At 53.0% G+C, this 23,130-nt stretch carries 21 protein-coding genes; 14 read left to right on the top strand and 7 right to left on the bottom strand.

All coding sequences use genetic code 11. The features are described 5' to 3' along the window. The first annotated feature begins 55 nt into the window (after positions 1 to 55). The 5 genes from OHL19_RS14175 (at position 56) to OHL19_RS14155 (ending at position 6,595) form a co-directional block, all read left to right on the top strand. Positions 56 to 1,522 carry an alkaline phosphatase family protein gene (locus OHL19_RS14175; RefSeq protein WP_263358352.1) on the top strand — a complete coding sequence of 489 codons (1,467 nt, stop codon included), beginning with the start codon at positions 56 to 58 and terminating at the stop codon, positions 1,520 to 1,522. A gap of 84 nt (positions 1,523 to 1,606) precedes the next feature. Beyond that, positions 1,607 to 2,440: a phosphatidylinositol-specific phospholipase C1-like protein gene (locus OHL19_RS14170; protein ID WP_263358351.1), complete on the top strand. Its 834-nt coding sequence runs from the start codon at positions 1,607 to 1,609 to the stop codon at positions 2,438 to 2,440. Next, positions 2,437 to 2,778, top strand: a complete 342-nt coding sequence (locus OHL19_RS14165) for a phosphatidylinositol-specific phospholipase C1-like protein (protein ID WP_263358350.1) — start codon at positions 2,437 to 2,439, stop codon at positions 2,776 to 2,778. The genes OHL19_RS14170 and OHL19_RS14165 overlap by 4 nt, the downstream gene beginning before the upstream one ends. A 59-nt stretch (positions 2,779 to 2,837) precedes the next feature. Beyond that, a complete protein-coding gene (locus OHL19_RS14160; protein WP_263358349.1) occupies positions 2,838 to 5,195 on the top strand; it encodes a GH92 family glycosyl hydrolase in 2,358 nt (785 codons plus the stop codon). 200 nt (positions 5,196 to 5,395) lie between these two features. Further along, the gene (locus tag OHL19_RS14155; RefSeq protein WP_263358348.1) at positions 5,396 to 6,595 is read left to right on the top strand and encodes a CehA/McbA family metallohydrolase; all 1,200 of its coding nucleotides are present in this window, start codon (positions 5,396 to 5,398) and stop codon (positions 6,593 to 6,595) included. Between the two features lie 237 nt (positions 6,596 to 6,832). Here OHL19_RS14155 and OHL19_RS14150 read toward each other — a convergent pair whose 3' ends face one another. Then, a complete protein-coding gene (locus tag OHL19_RS14150) occupies positions 6,833 to 7,309 on the bottom strand; it encodes a nuclear transport factor 2 family protein (protein ID WP_263358347.1) in 477 nt (158 codons plus the stop codon). A 54-nt stretch (positions 7,310 to 7,363) separates the two neighbouring features. Then, entirely contained in the window at positions 7,364 to 8,971 is a 1,608-nt protein-coding gene (locus OHL19_RS14145) for a tetratricopeptide repeat protein (protein ID WP_263358346.1), read from the bottom strand. Between the two features lie 845 nt (positions 8,972 to 9,816). On the opposite strand from OHL19_RS14145, the gene coxB reads away from it, so the two are divergent. Genes coxB through OHL19_RS14105 form a run of 8 tightly spaced genes read left to right on the top strand, consistent with a single transcriptional unit; the run spans position 9,817 to position 17,864 of the window. Further along, entirely contained in the window at positions 9,817 to 10,833 is a 1,017-nt protein-coding gene (gene coxB / locus OHL19_RS14140; RefSeq protein WP_263358345.1) for a cytochrome c oxidase subunit II, read from the top strand. Between the two features lie 19 nt (positions 10,834 to 10,852). After that, on the top strand, positions 10,853 to 12,544 hold the full coding sequence (ctaD, locus tag OHL19_RS14135; protein ID WP_263358344.1) for a cytochrome c oxidase subunit I: 1,692 nt from the start codon (positions 10,853 to 10,855) through the stop codon (positions 12,542 to 12,544). Positions 12,545 to 12,554: 10 nt separating this feature from the next. After that, positions 12,555 to 13,151: a cytochrome c oxidase subunit 3 gene (locus OHL19_RS14130; protein WP_263358343.1), complete on the top strand. Its 597-nt coding sequence runs from the start codon at positions 12,555 to 12,557 to the stop codon at positions 13,149 to 13,151. A 29-nt stretch (positions 13,152 to 13,180) separates the two neighbouring features. Continuing rightward, the gene (locus tag OHL19_RS14125) at positions 13,181 to 14,065 is read left to right on the top strand and encodes a hypothetical protein (RefSeq protein ID WP_263358342.1); all 885 of its coding nucleotides are present in this window, start codon (positions 13,181 to 13,183) and stop codon (positions 14,063 to 14,065) included. Then, positions 14,062 to 14,799 (top strand): c-type cytochrome, encoded by a 738-nt coding sequence (locus OHL19_RS14120; RefSeq protein ID WP_263358341.1) that lies wholly within the window; start codon positions 14,062 to 14,064, stop codon positions 14,797 to 14,799. The genes OHL19_RS14125 and OHL19_RS14120 overlap by 4 nt, the downstream gene beginning before the upstream one ends. A gap of 19 nt (positions 14,800 to 14,818) precedes the next feature. Then, the gene (locus OHL19_RS14115; protein WP_263358340.1) at positions 14,819 to 15,481 is read left to right on the top strand and encodes a QcrA and Rieske domain-containing protein; all 663 of its coding nucleotides are present in this window, start codon (positions 14,819 to 14,821) and stop codon (positions 15,479 to 15,481) included. Beyond that, positions 15,469 to 17,004, top strand: coding sequence for a cytochrome b N-terminal domain-containing protein (locus tag OHL19_RS14110; protein WP_263358339.1), 1,536 nt, complete (start codon positions 15,469 to 15,471; stop codon positions 17,002 to 17,004). The genes OHL19_RS14115 and OHL19_RS14110 overlap by 13 nt, the downstream gene beginning before the upstream one ends. Before the next feature lie 2 nt (positions 17,005 to 17,006). After that, positions 17,007 to 17,864, top strand: coding sequence for a cytochrome c oxidase assembly protein (locus tag OHL19_RS14105; RefSeq protein ID WP_263358338.1), 858 nt, complete (start codon positions 17,007 to 17,009; stop codon positions 17,862 to 17,864). 79 nt (positions 17,865 to 17,943) lie between these two features. Here the strand turns inward: OHL19_RS14105 and OHL19_RS14100 are convergent, their stop codons facing one another. Together OHL19_RS14100 and OHL19_RS14095 are read right to left on the bottom strand one after the other, a co-directional pair. Then, entirely contained in the window at positions 17,944 to 19,368 is a 1,425-nt protein-coding gene (locus tag OHL19_RS14100) for a PQQ-dependent sugar dehydrogenase (protein WP_263358337.1), read from the bottom strand. A 181-nt stretch (positions 19,369 to 19,549) separates the two neighbouring features. Then, positions 19,550 to 20,239: an aminopeptidase P family protein gene (locus OHL19_RS14095; protein ID WP_263358336.1), complete on the bottom strand. Its 690-nt coding sequence runs from the start codon at positions 20,237 to 20,239 to the stop codon at positions 19,550 to 19,552. A 74-nt stretch (positions 20,240 to 20,313) separates the two neighbouring features. On the opposite strand from OHL19_RS14095, the gene OHL19_RS14090 reads away from it, so the two are divergent. Beyond that, complete coding sequence (locus OHL19_RS14090) at positions 20,314 to 20,652, top strand: CHY zinc finger protein (RefSeq protein WP_263358335.1); 339 nt, start codon at positions 20,314 to 20,316, stop codon at positions 20,650 to 20,652. Here OHL19_RS14090 and OHL19_RS14085 read toward each other — a convergent pair. The 3 genes from OHL19_RS14085 to OHL19_RS14075 all read right to left on the bottom strand — a co-directional run bounded on the left by OHL19_RS14085 (position 20,649) and on the right by OHL19_RS14075 (position 23,049). Beyond that, on the bottom strand, positions 20,649 to 21,731 hold the full coding sequence (locus OHL19_RS14085; protein WP_263358334.1) for an aromatic ring-hydroxylating dioxygenase subunit alpha: 1,083 nt from the start codon (positions 21,729 to 21,731) through the stop codon (positions 20,649 to 20,651). The two genes, OHL19_RS14090 and OHL19_RS14085, sit on opposite strands and share 4 nt — an antisense overlap. Positions 21,732 to 21,798: 67 nt before the next feature. Beyond that, positions 21,799 to 22,419 carry a peptide-methionine (R)-S-oxide reductase MsrB gene (msrB, locus tag OHL19_RS14080; RefSeq protein WP_263358333.1) on the bottom strand — a complete coding sequence of 207 codons (621 nt, stop codon included), beginning with the start codon at positions 22,417 to 22,419 and terminating at the stop codon, positions 21,799 to 21,801. Positions 22,420 to 22,557: 138 nt separating this feature from the next. Then, positions 22,558 to 23,049, bottom strand: a complete 492-nt coding sequence (locus tag OHL19_RS14075; protein WP_263358332.1) for a GAF domain-containing protein — start codon at positions 23,047 to 23,049, stop codon at positions 22,558 to 22,560. Between the last annotated feature and the right edge of the window lie 81 nt (positions 23,050 to 23,130).

The raw sequence follows: 23,130 nt of genomic DNA, 5'->3' as shown, positions 1-23,130 counted from the left end.
TCTGACAGGCGGACTCAATCAACCTTTTATTTTTAGCCTGGAGTCTCCTTCGTTTATGAAAACTCAACTTCCGGTTGCCCCGTCTGTTCCCATGGCAAAGTTCACTCGACGTCGACTTCTCAGGAGTGCTGCGGGGCTTGCGGCAGCTGCCGCTGCCGAGACGCTTATGCCTCCGAACGTACAGCGCATGCTGGCGCAGGGACAACCGAGACACGGCTCTATGCGCGACATCAAGCATGTCGTGATGCTGATGCAGGAAAATCGCTCCTTCGATCATTATTTCGGAACGCTCGCGGGCGTTCGCGGATTCGATGATCCCCATGCCCTGACGCTTTCTCACGGAAAGTCTGTCTTTCATCAGCCCGATACTCAAAATCCGAACGGCTATCTGTTGCCGTTCCACTTGGATACGCGTGTAAGCAGCGCACAGAAGATTCCTTCCACCAACCATGGATGGGCCGTACAACATGAGGCATGGAACGGCGGACGGATGGATAACTGGGTGCCTGCCCATCGCAAGGCGGATGGCGAGCATGGTCCGTACACGATGAGCTATTACAAGCGAGAGGACATTCCGTTTCACTTTGCTTTGGCCGATGCATTTACGATCTGTGACGCTTACCACTGTTCAATGATGGGTCCTACAGGCCCGAACCGTATGTACTGGATGACGGGAACGGTAGATCCGGATGGACAGCATGGCGGACCGATGACGCACAACAACTGGCCGGAGGAAGGTTTTGCGTGGAAGACCTATGCGGAACGGTTGGAGGATGCTGGAATCTCCTGGAAAGCGTACTCGCATCAGGAAGGCCACATCTATAACCGGCTGCTTAGTTTCAGAAATTTTATTCATGCTCCAAAGAGTTCGCCGCTGTACCCGAAAGGGATGGTCGTGTCTTCGGAAGGGCAGTTTGAGTACGATGCGATCCACGACAAATTACCGGCTGTCTCCTGGATCTTCCCGACTGCGATCCAGTCGGAGCATCCCGATTACACGCCTGCTGAGGGCGCGGCTTTTATCGCGAGCAAGCTTGATGCAATAGCGGCCAATCCAGACGTTTGGGCAAAGACAGCATTCATCCTTAACTACGATGAGAATGACGGAATCTTTGACCATGTGCCGCCTCCGGTTCCACCGTCGGGTACTGCCCAGGAGTTTATTGACGGCCTTCCCATCGGCGCGGGTTTTCGTGTCCCTTGCATTCTCATTTCGCCATGGACAACTGGTGGCTGGGTATGCAGCCAGTCATTCGATCACACATCGGTGCTCCAGTTTTTGGAGAAGTTTACAGGTATACGTGAGCCCAATATCAGCCAGTGGAGAAGGCAGACCTTCGGCGATTTGACTTCGGCCTTCCGCTTTAATCATGCGACCGCCAAGCCTCCCATGTTGCCTGATACCACAGGTGAACTGCGCCTGGCGAAGTATGCCGTCAACAATCTTCCATCGGCTGAACTGCCCGGGCTTGAGCAGCAGCAACCGAAGCAGGAGAAGGGTACTCGTAAGCGTATTTCATAGACGAATACGATGTCGTTTCGATGCCACAGCAATTACGCTCGGTCCACCAGACAACCTACCCAGAGAAGACAAAGGCTACTTGATATGCGGAACCTCCTAACCATACTCCCGGCAATTATCCTGTTCTCCCTATGTGCAGTGGCTCAGCAGACCTCTGCTGCTAAACAAGATCAGTCCGTCCGTATCAACGAGATCCAGGTGATCGGAAGCCACAACAGTTATCACACGGGTATCGCGCCCAGTGAGCACAAGTTGATTGAGCAACAGAATCCGAAGGCAATGCGCGCACTCGACTATGAGCATAAGCCACTTGGCGACCAACTCTCCGGCGGTGTTCGCCAACTCGAGATTGATATTTATGCCGACTCCAAGGGTGGCCGGTATTCTCATCCGACAATCGTAGATAAGGTGGCTGCGGCAGGGTTGCCTGCTGATCCGGATTTCGATCCAAACCATGAGATGGATAAGCCTGGCTTCAAGGTGATGCATGTGCTGAATGTAGATCAGCGCAGTTCCTGCCACACCTTAATCGCCTGCCTTACGACGATTCGAAGCTGGTCCAATCTGAACCCCGGGCATGTGCCGATCTTCATTCTCATCGAGACCAAACAAGGGCGTCCGGGAACTGAGGCTTCTCCGAGTGGGCCGGAACCATTTACAGCCGCAACCTTCGACGCGCTCGACGCCGAGATACGCTCTGTTTTTTCTTCGAAAGAGATGATCACACCGGATGAGGTGCGAGGCAGCTACGCGACGCTCTTTGAGGCTATCCAGAATAGTGGAAAAGATACTGCGGGTAGAAAATCCGGTGGCTGGCCCACGTTGGCAGAGTCTCGCGGCAAGGTGATCTTTCTGATGGATCAGCGCCCGGTAGAAGCAATTTATACCGAAGGCCATCTTCACTTCGTGGCCGGATGATCTTCACGAACGCGACTCCGGGCGCCCCAGACGCAGCCTTTACCGAAGAGAACGGTGGAACGAAAGAAGAGATGGATGCTCTCGCGAAACAGGGATACCTGATTCGGACACGTACTGACGATAGCACCGAAGAAGCGCGCAGCAATGATCGCACCCGCGCTGAACTTGCGCTGTCGAGCGCGGCACAGATGTTAAGCACCGACTATCCCTCATCGGAACCGTCGAAATGGACGGGATTTTTCGTGGGATTGCCGCATGGTCTCATCGCTCGTTGCAACCCGGTGATAGCGCCTTCGGGCTGTGTTGACGCGTTGATTGAGCCCTCCCTATCGAAGTAAGCGCTGCTCGAACGAAATCCTAAGAAATTTTATAGAACCACCAACAGACGGAGATTTACTTGACGACTGACATTTTGCGTGACGCCGAAGAGAACGGACGCGTTCCATTTCATTTTCTATATTCAACCGGGCTTCGAATGGTTCGTTTTACTTGTTTGTTTCTTGGTGTATGCATTGCTTTGTTTGCCGTTACAGTGCCATCGTTCGGGGCCGGTATTCAGCCTCAGAAAGACTACACGCGCGATGTTGATCCCTTCATCGGTGTGGACTGGGGAGGCAATACCTTTGTCGGTTCTGCGATACCTTATGGGCTGGTTAAACTGGGCCCGGACATGGAGACTTTTGACGGACGTCGCTCCGGCTTCGGCTATTCGAGCAATGGAGTCATTCTTGGCTTTTCTCATCTTCATCTCAGCGGAGCTCAAGGCAAATATGGCAACATCCTTGTTGCCCCTGTCACTGGCCCGCTCGACCTGAACGATATCAAATCTCCACGAACGGAAGAGGTCGCTAAAGTCGGCTACTACGCGGCGAATCTTACCCGCTACCAGGTCAAAGCGGAGCTGACCAGCAGTCGTCGCGTCGGCTTCCATCGTTATACTTTTGCTGCTTCGCAACAGGCCCACATCACCGTCAACCTCGCGCAGGCGTTTGGCATTGGAACGGACTGGCAGGCGCAGAAGTTTCTTGGCGCGGAGATCCACCTCACCTCAAATCACGAGGCTCAGGGAGTAGCGCGTTTCACCGGTGGTTGGAATAGAGGAGGCGAGTACAGGGTCTTCTACTACATGGTGCTGGACACGCCTGCCAAAGCGATGCGGACGTGGACCGGAAGTTCTTTGACTGAAGTCAGGGACGCTACGGTTGGTGCAGACACACCAATTGGCGCTTCCTTCGACTTCAGCACGAAAGCAAATCAGGTGATCCAGGTCAAGGTTGGTATTTCATTCATCAGTGCCGGACAGGCGAAGCAGAGCGTGCAGCAGGAAGTTCCCGCGTGGAATTTCGCGGCAGTGCACGCTGCTTCCGTTGCACTCTGGAATACCGAGCTGGCGAAATTGAGCATGACAGGCGAGACTAATTCACAACGTCGGCAGCTCTACACTGCGATCTATCACGTCATGCTAATGCCCACCGACCGCACAGGCGAAAACCCGGATTGGAAGTCATCAGAGCCTTACTATGACGACTACTACTGTATCTGGGATACGTTCCGCACCTCCAGCCCGTTGCTTACGCTGATCGCGCCGGATCGACAGCGCGACATCATTCGTTCGCTCATCGATATCTATCGGCACACGGGTTATATGCCGGACGCACGTAGCGGCAATGACAATGGCCGCACCCAAGGTGGATCTAACGCCAACGTCGTCGTTGCAGATGCTTATCTCAAAGGTCTCAAGGGCATTGATTATCAGACGGCCTTTGCCGCGATGGTACATGATGCCGAGGTGCCTCCTGCGGATGCGCAAAAAGAGGGTCGAGGAGGTCTCAAGGATTACAACGAGAAGGGCTACGTCACGCTTGCCGATGAGCGCTCCGGCTCGCGTACTGCGGAGTATAGCTACGACGACTTCGCTATCTCCGAGGTTGCGAGTGGTCTGGGCAAGACGAAAGAGGCTGCGTTGTATGCCAGTCGGGCGCACAACTTTGAGCATCTCTGGGACAAGGATATGACTGTCCAGGGATTCAAAGGATTTATGCGTCCGCGCAATCAGGATGGCACATGGGCTCCTCCATATCTTGTCGTCCGCGGCACATGGCCTGACTTCTTCTACGAGGGCGATATCTGGACCTATTCGATCTACGCTCCGCAGGATATGAAACGGCTCATAGAAATGGCTGGCGGCAAAGATGCTTTCGTTCATCGTCTTGACTGGACTTTCCTGCGCGGCCATTTCGATGTGACCAATGAGCCAGGCTTCCTGCTTCCTGTGCTCTATAACTATGCTGGGCGTCCAGACAAGACTGCGGATATCGTGCATATGGTGCTCGAAAAAGCTTTTACTGATAGCCGCGCTGGTATCCCCGGCAACGACGACTCCGGAGCGATGTCGAGCTGGTTGATCTTCTCGACGCTTGGTATTTTCCCGGTTGCTGGCCAGGATATCTATCTCATCAGCACGCCGAGCATTCCTGACGTATCGCTTGCTCTCGGAGACGGCAAGAAGCTCCGAATCGTCGCCAGAAACCTGGATGGCAACGGCCTCAATCGCTATGTGCAATCGGCCACTCTCAATGGAGTCGATCTCCCGAACGCCTGGTTCCGGCACGCTCAGATCAAGGACGGAGCGACATTGGTTCTTTCGATGGGATCTGCTCCGTCGGAATGGGGTAAGGCCACGCCACCGCCCTCTATGAGTGACGCGACTTCGTCTCTACGCACTGCAGTACAGGGTGCGAGCACGGATCACTGAAACATGAGTTTGGACCTCGGCTCTCACTCTTAAATTGCAAAAGTTCTAGATGGAATCCGGAGGCGCAGAGCTGCCAAGCGCGCCTCGATCTTTATGTGTTCGTCAGGAAAGCTCATGGGAGCACCATCTCCGGTGTACTCCCTTGAGCGTAAGCAAAAGCGGACAGAACCTAACCCTGTACATTCTGAAAGGAATTGAGTATGCGTGCATATATTTTCGTAGCTGGTTTGATCATGGCGGGTTGCATCAGTAGTTCGACTCTGGGACAGTCAAGCCATAGTAATCCGTGGGCACCTGTCGATGTGGGCCCACTGCCGCCCATCGCCAGCCTTACTGACGGCGTATGGCTCAAGGGAGATCTTCACTTGCATTCCCGGCATAGCCATGACTCCAGTAATAACTCCGAGGCAAAGATCATTGCCTTTTCCGAGTCTGTCGGCATGGACTATCTCTGTATTACCGATCATGACAATCATGTTCAGGGTGATGTTGCGCACAACACATGGTCTGATCCTGAGTTCAAATCAAAGTCTCTTCTGCTTCTGTATGGTGCGGAGTGGACGACGGTTCGTGGCCACGGCAATGCGTTCTCAGCCACACCCTACGATCACCAGCGGCTCTATGATGTTCGCGACCAGCGCGACGTGGTGGTGGGAGCGGTGAAGAGGGAGCTTGGGATTCATCTGTCGGCCAACCATCCGAGCGGAAAGGATCATTTCGGATACTCCTACGATATGGTCGACTCAATTGAAGTATGGAACTCTGCGGTCTGGCCAAAGAATGCCAATGCGATCATGATCTGGGACGACATGCTCTCCTCCGGTCGCAAGTTAACGGGTAGAGGTGGAAGCGATTCTCATCATGGCACTCCGGACACTCCCGAACAGGCGACTAAAAATACGTATCAGCGTCAGGCCAACTACGTTGGAACCCCAACCACCTGGGTGTTTGCCAAGGAGCGGACTTTGCAAGCAGTCGTAGACGCTCTGACGAACGGGCGAGTTGCTGTCAGCGCGAATCCGTATGCTCCTCGCGTCGAGTTTTATGCTGATCTCGATGGGGATGGCAAGATGGACATGATGATGGGGGACAACACAAAGGCTACGGGCAAGCCGATCAAGTTTCGCATTCAACTCACGGGAAATACCGTTGCCGGAGCATCCTACACCGTACGGGTGGTGAAGAATGGCGATCCGTTCAGCACCTTGCAGGCAACTGGCGGCAAGGAAGCTATGGTGGAGTTCACCGACACTCCTGCATCCCTTGGCCGGACCTACTATCGCATCGAGGTTGAGGGTCCGCCTACAGCCTATCCGCAGGTTCCAGGATCGATGGCGCTCAGCGGGAACATGGTCGGACTTTCGAACCCGATCTACTTCAACTTCGATCCGAAATTCTAAGCGCGGTTGATCTCGATTTTCCCGGTTCTCGATTCTCCTGTTTTTAGACACGCGAGACGAAAGCTCTGGCCGGTTGAGATTCAATGAATCATTGATTCAATGCGATGATCGTGCTCAGCATAGCGATGGAGAACGCTGTACTGAGCACGATCGCCGCATCCGATTCATCCATTGCACCGACCGTCTTTGAATGCTCTCGGTGCAAACATTTTGAGACTTGGTGCTCGTTGTATTCAATTAGAAGCCGAGGTCGGAAAGACCAGGATGATCGTCGGGACGGCGACCCTGTGGCCAGTGATATTTACGCTCCGACTCCAGGATAGGCAAATCGTTAATGCATGCGTAGCGATGATGCATGACACCGTTCTCGTCGAACTCCCAGTTCTCATTTCCGTAAGACCGGAACCAGTTACCGGAATCGTCATGCCATTCGTATGCGAAGCGAACAGCGATGCGTGAGCCGTCGAAAGCCCATAGTTCTTTGATGAGTCTGTATTCGAGTTCGCGCTGCCATTTACGTGTGAGGAATTGCTTGATTTCCTCTCTGCCCGTAACAAACTCGGCCCGATTACGCCAGTGGCTGTCGACTGTGTAGGCCAGGCAAACCTTCTCGGGGTTTCGAGTGTTCCATCCATCTTCGCCCGCACGTACTTTTAGAATTGCGGTTTCACGTGTGAAGGGCGGTATCAGTTTTGGCGATTGATCTTTGTCCATTGTCTTAACCTCTAGTGGATGCTCAGACGGTAGATGAAGCGTTGTCAACCTAGTTTATTGGATTGTCAGGTTCCGCGTACGGATGTAGGCGATTTCAGGCCGTCGTGTGTGCGCGCCATTGTTGGTGATTGTCAGGAGCTGTTTAAAGTAGCCGGCTGCTTCGTCTTTCTTCCCGACTTCTTCTGCAGCTCGGCCCGCGTCATAGAGCGCGTTGAACCGGTTAGGGCTTAGTTTCAAGGCGGCGCGGTACTGCACGAGCGCCTCTGCTGGACGATGGTCGGTTAGAAGCATATCGGCGTACATTTCACGAGCGGGAATGTCGACCTCTGCCTGGCCTACGCGGTCCTGAATATCCGCGGCGTCGCTGATTTGATGAAATGCCTGCTCATCGTTTTTATGTGCGAAGCTCTGCCAGGCTTTGATGGTGTCGAGAGCGACCTCTTTCTCGCCTGAAATTGGACTGCCATCATTTGGAAGTTGATCGTAAATAGCTTCGGCTGCTGCCGCGGAGCGGTCTGCTGTCTTTGTATCGCGGAGATGTCCGGCTGCGATAGCCTGCTCCCAATTCAGGTAATATTTTGTCGAGATCAGCGGGTTAGCAGGCTCTGGAATGGCGAGAACATTCTTCCAGTCGTGCATCTCGAGGTAGTAGATGCCGGGGAGTTCCACCTCAAAATACGTTGTGAAGATAGCCATGCCATCATTTTCGATTCCAGGTACCGAGCGAAGATGCGTGATCATGGGTTCTATGTAATCGAGCACACGTTTAGCATTCGCGTCATCTGCTATCTGCAGGTAGGCATATAGGAGAAATTCATAGGCGTGCATCTCATGGCCAACGCCTGCGAGATGATTCTTTTCAGCGTCTTCAGACGCGCGCACGGAGGCCTTGTTCGCATCAATATCCTCCTGCCACATGCCGAGGCGAGCGAAGATATGGCCTGGCATATGTAAAGCGTGAGCAGAGGAAGGAGCGATAGCGGCGTACTCCTTGGCAGCGGCAAGGCCTTCCGCAGCAAGCTGTGGGCTGTCGGTGGTGTGAATGATGTAGTGGGCTAGGCCTGGGTGGTCGGGATGAGCCTGGAATGCGGGCTCCAGTACGTCAAGAGCTTTACGTGCATCGCCACTTGCGGCAAGCGCTAGGCCATAGAATGCGGTGGCTTCAATGTCGTCTGGATAAGCAGTGTGCAAGGCGAGCATGGCATCGTCATACCTGCGCAGGGCCTTTTCATCTTGAGATGGATCGGCGTGAAGATAGTCGCGTAGGGCAGAGATGTAGCGACGTTCCCGGTCGGTCCTGGCATTCAACCCCATTGCTTTGTCTATTTCGACGATGCCAGCTTTGCGGCGTTCTATAGGCATACCGTCCCAGAACGGACGCCACTCGGACATAGCTAAGCCCCATTGTGCCATCGCACATTGAGGATCAGCCGATGCGACTAGCTGAAACTGCTTCGTAGCCTCTTCATACCAGAAGGAGTGAAGCAATGCGACACCTCGTTCAAAGGGCTTTTGCACTGCAGCGGTACAGGAGATTTGCATGCTAACAGAGCCAAACTTCTCGATGGCGGCATTAGGATCGCCATTCTCTGCATCATGGTGATGATGCTGCGGTACAGGGGAGGCGACGAAGGATGCAAGCAGGATAAGAAAGGGGAACATGCGGGAAACCTTTTTCTGTAAGTTAATACGAATAAATGGCGACGCAGATAGAGCGAGGTTGCTAGGTAAGAGCAATCTTTAAACATAATACCCTTCGACGCGTGTTCTGATGTTTTCCATCGGGCGTATCTCTCCTGCAGCAAGTTATAGAGCGACGAACGAACGGATGGCTGATAGCTATAGCCTCGAATATGTGTTACTAAGACGCTGTATCTAAAGCAATATCGTGGAGATGAAACGATCAGAGCTCGCGGTTTTGCATCGCTCAAAAGTGGTTTTCTGCGGAGGCCGGCAGGCGATACGTTTTGAGATCGAGACAGCATCCTTTACGATGGCGAGAATTGGGGGCGAGACAGGAGATCGGATTTTCTCGAAACCCACCTGGGGCACAATCCCTGCTCGCGTTCCATATGCGGATAAAAAATACTTGCGTGCGGAGCTTGTGATAGTAGAAGGCCAGCTTGCGTTGTACTTGCCAATAGCGAAGGAATAGCCATAGTAAAATTTTTAAAGATCAATCGAGATTCGACCGGCATCATACAAACGCATGGTGAAGTAGTGGATGCTGGAGTGATGACGATGTCATTGATTCTGGCTAAGATAAAAAGGAACATGCCCGGTATTTGGTACGCGTTTGCCATCGTATGTGCGATGCTTGTACAGGGAGATTTTTACAGGCGACCTGGACAGCGGATAACGCAGCTTCACCGGTCATCCATACAGGTAACGCCAGTGGCTCTCGCCAATGGCTGATCGCTTAACAAAGTTCAGGCATTGCAGCTCTGCGGTGAAAGTTGATCTCATCGACAGAGCATGAGGCTCAAGCAGGTGCTTTCGGGGGAGATATGACGATTATTCGCGTTTGGGCATCCGTAGTCGGTCGTCCCTTCCAGTTTGTTTTAGGTAACAATTCGACCAGCATTTTTGCCCCTGCCGGAACGCCCGCGCACGCCATCTTCGGACTGTCGATGTTGGTGCTGGGCATCGTATGTTCGATCTTCGTCGTAGTGGCAGGACTTCTAATCTTTGCTCTGCTTCGTTATCGCTTTCGCGCCTCCGATTCCAATTCAGAGCAAGAGCCCGCGCAGATTTACGGAAGCAATCAGATTGAGCTGTCATGGACGGTGATTCCTGTTCTCATTGTGGTTGTTCTATTTCTAGCTACGACGCGTGTCATTTTTTCAACAGAAAAAGCAGGCAAGTCGAAGCAGAAAATCGACGTAATGGTCATTGGGCATCAGTACTGGTGGGAGTATCGCTATCCCAAGCTTGGGATTGTTACAGCCAATGAATTGCACGTGCCAGTCAGTGATTCAAGCAATCCGACTCCTACATATCTGACGATGTCTTCCGCCGATACGGATCACAGTTTTTGGATACCTAGGCTGGCAGGTAAGATGGACCTCATTCCGAACAAGACCAATGTCATGTGGATTGATCCGGAGCAGGCTGGTCTTTATCTCGGCCAGTGCGCACAGTATTGCGGTACGCAGCATGCAAAGATGCTGTTGCGAGTTTATGCAGATACTCCCACAGAGTTCGCAGCCTGGGTCGCGCGTCAGCAGAAGGTTGCGGTAGAAGATCCAAGCGCTACGGCCGGTGAGGCTGTCTTTCAACACAACGCATGTATCAGTTGTCATACCGTGTCGGGCACTGTGGCAACGGGCCGGTTTGGTCCGGATTTAACGCATCTGGCAAGCCGTGACACGATCGCTTCAGGTGCTGTGCCCAACACGCGTGAGAATATCCGAGCCTTTGTCGATAATCCCGCTCACTTCAAGCCAGGAGTGCTTATGCCTCCGATGCATCTGAGCGATCACGACCTGGATTTAGTTACGGCATATCTCACTTCGCTCAAGTAGTAAGAGAGGAAAGCAGCTTATGGCAGCACAAACTCCAGCCCCGGCAATCATCGACAAGACGGCTCCGCGAGCGCCTCGTCGGCTGGTATTTGAGGTAATGCATGATTGGATCACAACCGTCGATCACAAAAAGATCGGGTTGATGTACATCGGATACTCTCTGCTGTTTTTGCTCATTGGTGGCTTTGAGGCACTTTTAATACGCATCCAGCTTGCTATCCCGAACAACTCGTTTGTTTCGCCTCAGGCATTCAACCGTCTCTTTACGATGCATGGCACGACGATGGTTTTCTTCGTCGGTATGCCCATTCTCTTTGGCTTTGGAAATTACCTTGTTCCGCTGATGATTGGCGCTCGCGACATGGCATTTCCCCGACTGAACGCCTTCAGCTTTTGGATCTCAGCTTTCGGTGGCGTATTGCTTTACTTCAGCTATCTCGGAGGAGATGGCTTGTATGGAGCAGGCAGTGCTCCAGACGTAGGTTGGTTTGCGTATGCGCCGCTGACCGCCCGTGTTTTTTCACCGGGTCACAGCACGGATTACTGGACTCTCGCTCTGCTGCTCAGTGGTATTGGTTCCATCGGTACAGCATTGAATATCGTGGCGACGACTATTTGTATGCGTTGCCCTGGGATGAAGCTTAACCGTATGCCGTTGCTGGTATGGCTTTACCTGGTTACTTCAGGGATGGTCTTTGTTGCGGTTAGCCCGCTCACTGCTGCGCAGATCATGCTAATGCTCGATCGCTATGCAGGCTCGCATTTCTTTGATACGCAGGCTGGTGGTTCTGCAGTTTTGTGGATGCATTTCTTTTGGATATTTGGTCATCCAGAGGTATACATTCTTGTCCTGCCGGCGTTCGCCTTTGCTAACGAGATCATCCCTGTGTTTTCACGCAAGGCTATCTTTGGCTACCCGGCGATGGTTGCAGCAACCGTGGGTATCGGCTTCATCAGCCTTAGCGTCTGGGCGCATCACATGTTTACCGTGGGCATGGGAGCTTACGCGAACACGTTTTTCACCTTTGCGACGATGATCATTTCGGTGCCGACAGGAATCAAGATCTTCAATTGGCTTGCAACGTTGTGGGGCGGAAAGATTCACTTCACCGTTGCCATGATGTTTTCGGTTGGATTTCTGTTTCAGTTCCTTATTGCAGGCCTCACGGGCATCATGCTTTCGGCCTCCCCTTTTGATTGGCAACTCAGCAGTTCCTACTTTGTTGTTGCGCACTTTCACTACGTCCTGGTTGGTGCGATTCTCTTCATGATCTTTGCTGCTTTCTACTACTGGTACCCCAAGATGACCGGGCGTATGTTGAGTGAGAAGATTGGCAAATGGCACTTCTGGATTTTTCTCATCGGTTTCCATCTGACCTTTGACTTCATGCATATTCCCGGAATACTTGGCATGCCGCGTCGTATTTACACCTACGAGGCAGACCGCGGCTGGGAAGTCCTGAACATGATCGTTTCAAGTGGCGCGGTCCTCCAGACAATCGCCAGCCTGTTGTTTGTTTTCAATCTCATCTGGTCTTATTTCAAGGGAGCTGTTGCTGGACCGGATCCGTGGGATGCGTGGACTCTGGAATGGTCTACTGTGTCGCCGCCGCCGCCTTATAACTTCGCGGTTACTCCGACGGTTGAGAGCCGTCGTCCATTGTGGGATCTGAAGCATCCCGACGATCCAGACAGCAACTACGAGATGTGAGGAATAGTCGATGAGTGGAACTGCTGTTGTCCCCCATGCGTCTGCAGAAGAACTGAAGATGCCCTCTCGTGGCATCGTCGGCATGGCATGTTTGATTGCTGCTGAAGCTGCAATTTTTATCATTTTTGTCGTAGCGTATGTTTTCTATTTAGGGAAGAGTATTAGCGGTCCGACGCCGCGTGAAGTTCTTGATCTTCCGATTCTCTCGACTATTTGCCTGCTATCCAGCAGTATTACTGTGCACTTTGCTGTCTCGGCACTTCATCACAGCAAACGGAGCATGTGCTCGCTCTGGCTTGCGCTCACAGTGCTCCTCGCCACTATCTTTCTTGCCTGCACTGCTCAAGAGTGGTGGCGTCTTATCTATCACGATGGGCTTACGCTTCAAACCAATCTCTTTGGAACGACGTTCTATTCTCTGGTTGGCCTGCATGCTTCGCACGTAGTCGCAGGCCTGCTCATGTTGTCATTGGCCCTGTTTTTTTCGCTGCGTGGGCAGATGACTGCTAAGCATACAGAGAGGCTTGAAGTGTTGTCTCTGTATTGGCATTTTGTAGATGCAGTCTGGATAGTTGTTTTCCTGGTTGTATATGTATTTGGGAGATAGCGTGAACGTTGGGAAGGGAAGGTCGCTCGATGCATAACGAAGATTCAAGTCGGGAGACAGGTGTAATTCAACTGCCTCGGCCAACGGCATGGCCCATGGTTCTTGCGCTTGGCATCTCGCTCGTACTCGCAGGCATGGTGACCAGTATTGCCGTCGGTCTGCTTGGATTTGTGCTTGCTCTTATCAGTGCTGTTGGCTGGTTTTTGCAGGTGCTGCCTGTAGAAGAACACGAGGCCGTTGCGGTTCAGACTGAGACTGCCGAGATCACGACAGCACGTACTCTTTTACGGCATACGGCAATCAGTTCGATGCGTCGCAAGATCCTCCCGGTAGAAACTTTTCAGATCTCGACAGGCATCAAGGGCGGTATTGCCGGGGGTATCGCGATGACGATACCAGCAGCGCTCTTCAGTTTGTTGCGCTATCACAGCGTTTGGTATGCGATGAATCTTCTGGCTGCCGGTGGCTTTGTGAGTTGGGGTGGTGCAAGCGATGTGTTCCTGAGTGAGTTTCACTTGCGGGGCCTGCTCGCGGCACTCATAATTCATGGGGTTACTTCGCTGCTTGTCGGTCTTCTTTACGGCGCGATGTTGCAGATGTTCCCCAAGTATCCAATCTTTACGGCGGGATTTATGGCGCCTTTGCTCTTCACTGCAATTCTTTATTCAGCGTTGGGCATCGTCAGTCCTATTCTGAATGCTCGCATCGACTGGTTCTGGTTTGTGCCTTCACAAATCATCTTTGGTCTTGTTTGCGGATTCGTAGTCAACTTGCAAGCCAAGGTACGTACGCCGCAATTTCAGGCACTTCCATTTGCGGTACGAGCGGGTCTTCACGGCGATCTCGATCTATTGGTTTCTGAGCGTGACCGGAACCGAATGGATGATTCAAACGAGAAAGATACAACAGCATGAATTTACGATTTTTCAGCTTCGCGATTCTGGCCAGTGCCCTTGCTGTTGTTGGCACGGGTTGTGAAAATGCGCCAGGAAAGCCTAAATCCGATCCGGAGAATGTTCGCCCTGATCAGGTGACGGATTTTGCCACACTCTACGGGGAGAACTGTGCTGCATGCCATGGCGACCATGGCAAAAACGGTGCAGCGATTTCGCTGGCGAGCCCTGTATATCTGGCAATCGCAGGACCAGCAAATCTGCAGCGTGTAACAGCCGCTGGTGTTCCGGGAACGATGATGCCTGGCTTTTCGAAGGCTGCGGGCGGCATGTTGACGGATCAGCAAATCGCTATTCTTGTGCAGGGCATGATCAAGACATGGGGTAACTCCACAGAACTTTCCGGGCTGACTCCACCTGCATATGCAAGCAGCACTCCTGGCGATTCCGCGAACGGTCAGAAAGCTTTTGCCAGCTATTGCGCGCGGTGCCACGGTGCTGATGCAACGGGTAACTCAGACAAGGTGCACACGGGCTCATTGATTGATCCGGCCTATCTGGCTCTCGTCAGCGATCAGGGTCTGCGCAGCATTATTCTTGCTGGTCAACCGGAACAGGGCATGCCTGATTGGCGAGCCGAAACCGCGAGTTCCCCAACACGCACCATCAATGATCAGGAGATCACGGATATAGTTGCGTGGCTCGCAAGTCATCGTGTTACGGCACCTGGCCAGCCGTACCAGCAACACCCGTAGTAGTTAATCGGAGACAAGCATGAGCGAACATTTAAAACTTCCCGACGATTCAAACAACAACGGCCCTTCGCCGGAAGAAAAAGCGGCTGCGCATTCGCGTCGCTCTTTCCTTTTCAAGCTTTCGGTCCTGTTGAATGCCGCGGTCGGTACCGTGCTTGCAGTTCCGATTGCGGGTTATCTATTTGGCCCGGCAATAAAGAAATCATCCGCGACAGGTTCATGGATCAATATCGGATCAGTCGACGATTTTCCTGTCGGAGAAACGCGGCTTGTAGATTTTCAAAGTCCAGTTGCGCGCCTCGGAGATGGAGAGACGGCTAAGGTTGCATGCTGGGTGAGACGTGTCTCTGCACAGCAGTTTCAGGTCTTTGCCATCAATTGCGCACATCTGGGTTGCCCTGTCCGCTGGTTTGCCCAGTCGAAACTTTTCATGTGCCCTTGCCATGGCGGAGCTTATTACGAAGACGGTTCCAGAGCCTCTGGTCCACCGGAACGCGGGCTCTTTGAGTATCAGTACCAGGTGAAAGGCAACCTGCTCGCGATCCATGCCGGGGATATGCCGACGTTGGCAACGCAGGCATCCTGTTCAGAGGCAAACAAGCCTCTGGTGCACATTCAACCTGCAATGAATGAGGCAACTTCTGAAACCGCCGAGACGAGGTCCACCCAATGGCAGGGATAAAGAAGCGCGCTATCGAAGCTGGAGCCAAGAGCTATCAATGGCTTGAACATCGCCTCGGGCTGATCAAGCCGTTGAGCGATGCAGCTTCTCATCCAACGCCTGCTAACAATGCAAGTTGGATGTATGTTTTCGGCAGTGCCGCGACGGTTCTTTTGGTTCTGCAAGTCGTCACGGGTATTTTACTTGCATTGGTTTACAGTCCGTCGGCCAACGAAGCATGGGGGAGCCTCAACCTGCTGAACCACAACATTCAGTTGGGCTGGTATTTGCGCGCCCTGCACGGTTGGGGATCAGACTTCATGATCGCCATCGTGCTCATCCACATGGTGCAGGTCTTTCTCTTCGGAGCGTACAAGTTTCCGCGCGAACTTACGTGGATGATCGGTATTGTGCTGCTGCTGCTGACTCTCGGCATGGCATTCACCGGTCAGGTAATGCGTTTCGATCAAGACGCTTACTGGGGACTAGGCATCGGCGCTTCGATCATGAGCCGTGTTCCATTGATTGGCGCGCCACTGGTACATCTCGTACTCGGCGGCCCAATCATCGGAGGGGCAACACTCTCGCGCTTCTTCACGCTGCATGTCTTTGTCATTCCTGGTCTGTTGCTCGGGGGCGTAGGGCTGCATATCTTTATGACACTGCGACACGGCGTAAGCGATTGGCCGATGCCTGGCAGAATCGTGACCAAGGCCACGTACGAGCGTGAATATCACGAGCTGACCGAAAAGACCGGCATCCCCTTTGTTCCTGACGCGGCATGGAAGGATGCAGTTTTCGCAGCAGCAATCCTCTTTTCAGTGATGGCATTTGCCTTCTTCTTTGGACCGTTTGGTCCTGGCGGCCAGCCTGATCCAACCATAATTCAAACAGCACCCAAACCGGACTTTGCTTTTCTATGGATCTATGCGGTGTTGGCGTTTCTTCCGCCATCGCTTGAAACGCCGGTGTTGCTTGTTGTTCCCGTAGTAGCGATTGCAGCCATGCTTCTACTGCCGCTTTTCGCTGCCGAGGGTGAGCGCCATTGGACTAAACGCCCTGTTGCTGTGCTGATGGTCTCAGTGATTGCTGTGTCGCTTGGCATCTTCACGCGGCTCGGTACTTATACTCCGTGGAGCCCGGTGATGAGCGCATGGACAGCGGACTCCGTACCTGCTGAATATCTGCATGACCGTACTCCTCTTGAGAGACAGGGAGCGATGGTGTTGCAGGATAAACAATGCCGTAACTGTCACTCGCTCAGTAATGTTGGCGGTCAACGCGGACCTGCACTCGATGCAATCGCTTCGCGCATGACGGAGGATCAGATCATTCGCCAGGTGTTGCAGGGCGGCGGTAACATGCCTGCTTATGGAAACGCCTTGAACCCTTCGGAGACAAAGGCGCTCGTCAAGTTTCTTATGACGCTGCGTGGTGATCATCTCTCTCCTGCGATCGATGCCTCTCGCAGCCTGAGTGATGCAGGTGAGATGCATAAACCCTCCGAGTCGCCATCATCTCCATCCAGTCGGACGACGCCATAGATATGTCCCCGGCGGTAAAAGATATCTTTGCCGATTGGTCGCTGCCAATCTGGCTAACCACCTCAGTGGTGTTGACTGCGGTGATTTATGTGCGGGGCTGGTTTGCTATTCGCAAGACACGCCCCGCTCAGTTCACCGAACAGCGGCTGGCGTCTTTCCTTTCTGGCCTCGCGGTACTTTGGTTGGCCATAGGCTCGCCGATGGATGGCTTTGCAGATGCCATGCTAAGCGCCCACATGATCGAGCATCTGCTGTTGATGTCGTTCGTACCTCCACTGCTCCTTTATGGATTGCCGGTTGTGCCGCTTCTGCGCGGGCTTCCTGTGTTCGTGAGACGAACCATTATTGGCCCGCTCTTGCGCGTGTCGCCTCTGCGTCAATTCTCCCATTGGATCGTGACGCCGCTGGTGGCATGGCTTGCAATGAATTTGACGTTTCTAGCCTGGCATATCCCCGGTGCATACGACTTTGCTCTCGAACATGAAAACTGGCATGCTTTTGAGCATCTGTGTTTTCTATTTACGTCGTGCTTGTTCTGGTGGTGCATCCTAAGGCCCTGGCCTGCGGAGAGACGACTGCGAACGTGGAGTATTCTTCTTTATCTCGTATCTGCGGATATCGTGAACACCTTGCTATCCGCTTTTTTGGCATTTTGTGGAAGGCCAGTCTACAGCTACTATCTCGATCATCCGAATCCGTTTCAGGTTTCGGCTGCGGACGATCAGGTGCTTGGAGCGGTGGTCATGTGGGTCTTTGGATCCATGGTCTTCCTCGTACCTGCGATGATCATCGCATTGCGGCTGGCGGGCATGCAGCCTAAAAATGTTGAGTCGCCTTCGCGGCGCACAACCAATCTATAACGACGCTCAGTTGGGCCATAGATAGAAAAGGGCGCCACGGCTTTTGGCCGAAGCGCCCTTTTCTGTTGCCCGGAGTGGGTTACTTACCCGTGTAGGCTACGCGCCAGACGCTGCGGGTACCGTCATCGGTGACGTAGAGCGCACCATCGTGGCCGGTGGCGACGCCTACGGGACGACCCCAGACCTGGCCGTCTTTGGTGACGAAGCCGGTCAGGAAGTCTTCATAGCTCCCGTCGGCGTGGCCGTTGTGCATGGGGATGTGGACAACTTCGTAGCCGGCGCGGTTGGCGCGGTTCCATGAGCCATGTTCAGCGGCGAAGGCATCGCCGTCGTACTGTTTGGGGAAATCTCCGTTGGATGGGTAGAAGGTCATCTCAAGCGAAGCCATATGTGGTTGGAGCAGCACATCGGGAGTGATGACCTTGGACGAGAGGTCGACTCGCTTGCAGTCTTTCGCCTGATCCGCGGTGAGTGCGGCTGCTTGCAGGTTAGGTCCAGTTCCGTTGGCGCAGGGTTCGGGAAGTCGCGGATCCTGATGACCGCCCATGTAATACCAAGGCCAGCCGTAAAAGCCGCCTTTTTTAATGGATGTTACATAGTCGGGAACAAGGTGATTGCCGAGATCGTCGCGCTCATTGGTGGAGCACCAGAGCTGGCCGGTGATGGGATTGATGGCTTCGCCGACGCAGTTGCGGATGCCGTGTGCGTAGACCTCGACAAACTTGCCTTCAGGGGTGTACTCGAGAACATCGGCGCGGTGGAATTCCTTGGGATGCGTGTCGGCGTCGTCCACGTTGGAGCCGGAGCCTACAGAAACGAGCATGTGGCCTTCTTTAGTAAAGACGATGTCACGAGTCCAGTGGCCGCCACCGGTTAGCTGTGCGTAGCCTGGGATGTCGGGGACGATAGTTTCGGGTGCACCGGTTGCGTGCAGATCGCCTGAGTGATACGGAATGCGCTGGATGGTTGTGGCGTTGCCGACGTAGACGTATTTCGGATTTTCAGCCGGATAGAAGGCGATGCCGAATGGGTGATCCAGACCGGTTACGAACTTCTCAGTGCGGGCAGCTTTGCCGTTGGGACCTATTCCGCGAAGGATGAAGATGGTGCCTGCTCCGGAGTCGGCGAGAAATAGATCCCCGTTGGGAGCGGTTCTGAGGATGCGCGGCATGGTGAAAGTGCCGTTGCTACGCGCCATATTTTCTTTGTTGTCGGCACGTTGCATAGGAGCGGAGTCGCCGCCTGCGTAGAGAGTGACTTTAAAACCAGCGGGTGCTACCGGCCATGCATCGGCGGGGCGAGGAACGATATGTGGGGTATTGTTGACGGCCTCTTGCGGCTTGGGTTGGGGAAGATCGGCCAACGTGATTTTGCGGTGAGCACCGGGCTGCTGCTGGTTCCAGTCGGCAAATGCGGCCTGACCGGTGATGACTTGTTGAGCCAGTAACGCTGTGGGAAGAAGTGCGGTAGCGGCGAGGAGGGCAATCGAGGCTGAATTTCTCATAATTGGCATCTCTTTTGGGGGTTGGGATGTATCGACTTCGTGCCTGCGACCTTTTGATGATCATACTGCCGACGATGAAAAGGGCGTTAGTCCAGGGAATACGCTGGAAATATTGCACGCGCTGCCGATCGCCTATTTGTATATGGATGCATATTCCGGGTCACGCAACACTCCGAAGAGTCTAAAGAGTCATCAATTCTTCGTAAAAGCCACCGATTTCATGCTGCCTGTCCACAAAGTGAATCTCCAGAATCCAATGCCGTTTTTGTCCATTCTGGTCGAGCGAGCGCATGGGCAGGTGGCTGTCTGGATGAATATATAAAGACACTTTATCTCCGGAAATTTTTTCATGAGGGAACTGTCCGATCAGATGTCCGGCGATTGGGCTACCAAACTCCCATCCAAATTGCTTAGCCAGCGATTGTGCGTAACGGAAGAGCTCGCTGCTGACGAGGTCGGGATTCTCATGAAAGTATTTCTTTCCTGCAGCAAAGGCCAGTCCGACGTCCTGTTGAAGCTTGAGTTTGAGTGGGTCTGTTCCGAGAACGAAAGTGCGTCCAAAGTCTGCCTCCCACTGCTCGAAGACTGGTCCAAAATCGAGAAAGAGGATGTCATCCGCCTGCACAGTAAGGTCGGGCGGATTTTCATCATACGGAAGAAGAGTGTTCTTTCCAGCACGAACGATGCGCTTATGCCAGTAGGCGGAGATTCCATACATCTCATTTGCGAGAGCATAAATAGCGGAATTCAGCTTGCTCTCGGTGACACCGGAACAGATCAGTCCGCGAGACTCCACTTCATGAAAGAGCTTCTCGGCCTTGGTCTGTGCCTCCAGAAGTTCTGCTGCACGCGCTTCTTCGTTCGCCGTCATATTCTCTCCATGTTTGTTGCAGGTGAGATTGGAACGCTTACAAAGGCAGAGGGAATCATCTACCCTGTTCTTGTATGGTAAAGTCGACCGTTCACGGAGTTTCTCTAGACTCGCAAACCCGCTGCGCTCACTACTCAACTCTGCGGGATGTGATTGCCATTCAAATGAAATGCTGCGGCATCTATTACGCATGTAAAGAATGTCATGATGCAATGGCCGATCATGCTATTGAAGTTTGGCCGCGAAGCGAATGGGATTCGCAAGCAGTCCTATGCGGAATCTGCGGCACCGAAATGAGCATACGGCAATACCTGGATTGCGAGAATGAATGTCCTGCGTGCTGTGCGCCGTTTAACCCTGGCTGTCGTAATCACTATCACTACTACTTTGAATGGAATCCTGTCGCTACCTAAGATGTATAGCTTCGCCCCAGACCAAGCGCAGAAAGACCTTTGCGATAAGTGATGGAACTTCTGTCAGCAGGGAAGTGTGCTTCATCGTGGAGCTTGAGCGGAAGATCCTCGGGAAATTGTCGTTCAACAATCTCTATATCTTCCGAAAATACCTGATAGTTGAAATCGAGCGTTGCTTCAATCGCTGCCTGCTTATCGAAGTTACGGCAGATGGGTACGAACAGGCGCGTTTTTCGTGCAGATACAGGCGAGGCCGCGTTCATGATGTGGAGTAGTCCACCTTCGGGAAACGTAACTGTGAGCTTAGCAGTGAACGGGAAGAAGACTTCAAAACGCCTGTGCCATTGAAAGCCAGGCGGATTCAGATGCTTGTATCCGTGCGCGTAGTTGCTAACGGTGCTGATGTAGTCGGCTACAAAGCCCCCCTTGGTCGCGGTCACTTTGTAATCTGGAACGACGGGGTTATCAGGCTCTCCAAAGCTGTTTTTATGAATGAACGCGAAGTGGCTTACATCGAGAAAGCCTTCGATCTGCCTGCCCGCTGCGGCCTCGATAGCAACGCTGTCTGGTAGCACTTTCAGATAATCTGGGTCTTCCCACTCTTTCATCTCGGGAAGCGGACTTGGGCCGTTGTCTACCAGGCGAACCCATACGAGTCCATACCGTTCCTGCGCCTGATACATATCAAGTCTGAGACGCGGTGAGATCGCTCCGCCGGGATGTGCCGGAATGCATGTGCATCTGCCTTCACGGTCGTAGCGCAGGCCATGATATTTGCAGATGATCTCGTCTCCCTCAACATGGCCGAGACTAAGCGGAACTCCACGGTGATAGCAGATATCTCGCGCAGCCGCCAGGGAACCATCCGAGAGACGATAGATGACAACCCGTTCGTCGAGAAGTCGCGCCGCGTAAGGCTTGTTGGTTATCTCATGTGAAAACGCCACAGGATACCAAAAGGGAGCAAGCGCTCGCCAATCCGACTCGGTAAAGGTACAGTCCCGGGGGAGCGCCTGTACCTGTGCTGAATCACTTTTGGTAAGTTCCGTGGCCGGGACAAAAGAGTCGGTGATCGCCATGCATGATTATGATCTGAGCCGATGGTTCAAATCAACGAAAGACTGGCGACGACTGTTTTTGCAAATCTCAAGCTGTTTTTGTAAATCGCATAGAAGCCGAATTCATGCAGTAACGCATGCCTGTCGGTTTCGGACCGTCGTCAAAGAGATGACCGAGATGTGCGTCGCACTGGGTACAGGCGATCTCGGTGCGTGAAATCCCGAGGCTATTGTCGGTCATTTCACGTACATTTTCCTTTGCGAGAGGTTGCCAAAAGCTTGGCCAACCCGTTCCAGACTCAAACTTGGTTTCGGAACTGAAAAGCGCCAGATCGCAGCAAACGCAGCGATAGATGCCGTGGTCATGAAGATTCCAAGTGTTGCCCGTGTAGGCTCGCTCTGTCGCCGCGTGGCGCGTAACTTCGTATGAGACAGGTGAGAGCTGTTTCTCCCACTCGGCATCGGTCTTCACAACACGTGGCACGCTGACTTTACCAATCTTTTTGCCGTCCGGTGAAAACTGGATAATGGTTACGGAGCTGTCTCCTTTAGCGATTGCTTTAACCGGAGAAGTGAGGCATGCCGATAGGGCAAAGAGGCTACATGTGCTTGCCGTGCTGAAGAGAAAGTTGCGACGGGATGTGCGGCGAATGCTGGTTTGGCCGTTCGTCTCAAGCGTCGCAGGTTGTTCGGGAAAATTCCTGTTCATAACAGATAGCCTCCTGAAGCCGGTGTGATTCACGCAAGGCAATCTGTTTCAGCCCCAAGTGAATGATTCTGAACATCTGATGCAAAATACGCTGTAGAGGTTACGGATTGTGAGGTGATTTGGTTTGCCTGGTATTCCTCAGGCGGGATGTTTCTCAATATAGGTTCCAATAATCCTTGCCGCTTCTTCGAGAAAATCCCGGTCAGCGCTCGTGAAAGCGGCGGCATCGTGGCTATCGATATCGATCTCCCCCAGGATTCGGCCATGCACATAGATGGGGACAACGATTTCAGACTTGGTCTTGATTGAGCAGGAAAGATAGCGTGGGTCCGCGTTGACATCATCAACGATTACGGTTTTACCCAGTGCCACGGCCGCTCCGCAGATGCCCTCTGTGACAGGAATACGGACATGCGGCGTTGAATCGCCTACGAATGGGCCCAGAACCAGAGTGTCTGGGTCGTTGGGATCGAGCATGTAAAAGCCTGTCCAACTGTAGTAGGGCAACCGCGAGGGGATGGCCTTAACGATGTACTCCTGCAGGATGATCAGCGAAGGAGCGGAAGATGCCAGCTCCCTCATCTCAACAAGAAGGTCAATCATTTCGGGAGTAAGTTTTTTTTCTAACATGGTCTATTGCCACCGCACATGAATTGCAACCGAGTGGAAAAGGTCGCGACACGGTATTTCTACTATATCTGCCTACCATTG

It is taken from the genome of Acidicapsa ligni (genome assembly GCF_025685655.1).
GTDB lineage: Bacteria > Acidobacteriota > Terriglobia > Terriglobales > Acidobacteriaceae > Acidicapsa > Acidicapsa ligni.
Note: the sequence above shows the minus strand (reverse complement) of the source record. Positions and strands in the feature narration are given on the sequence as shown.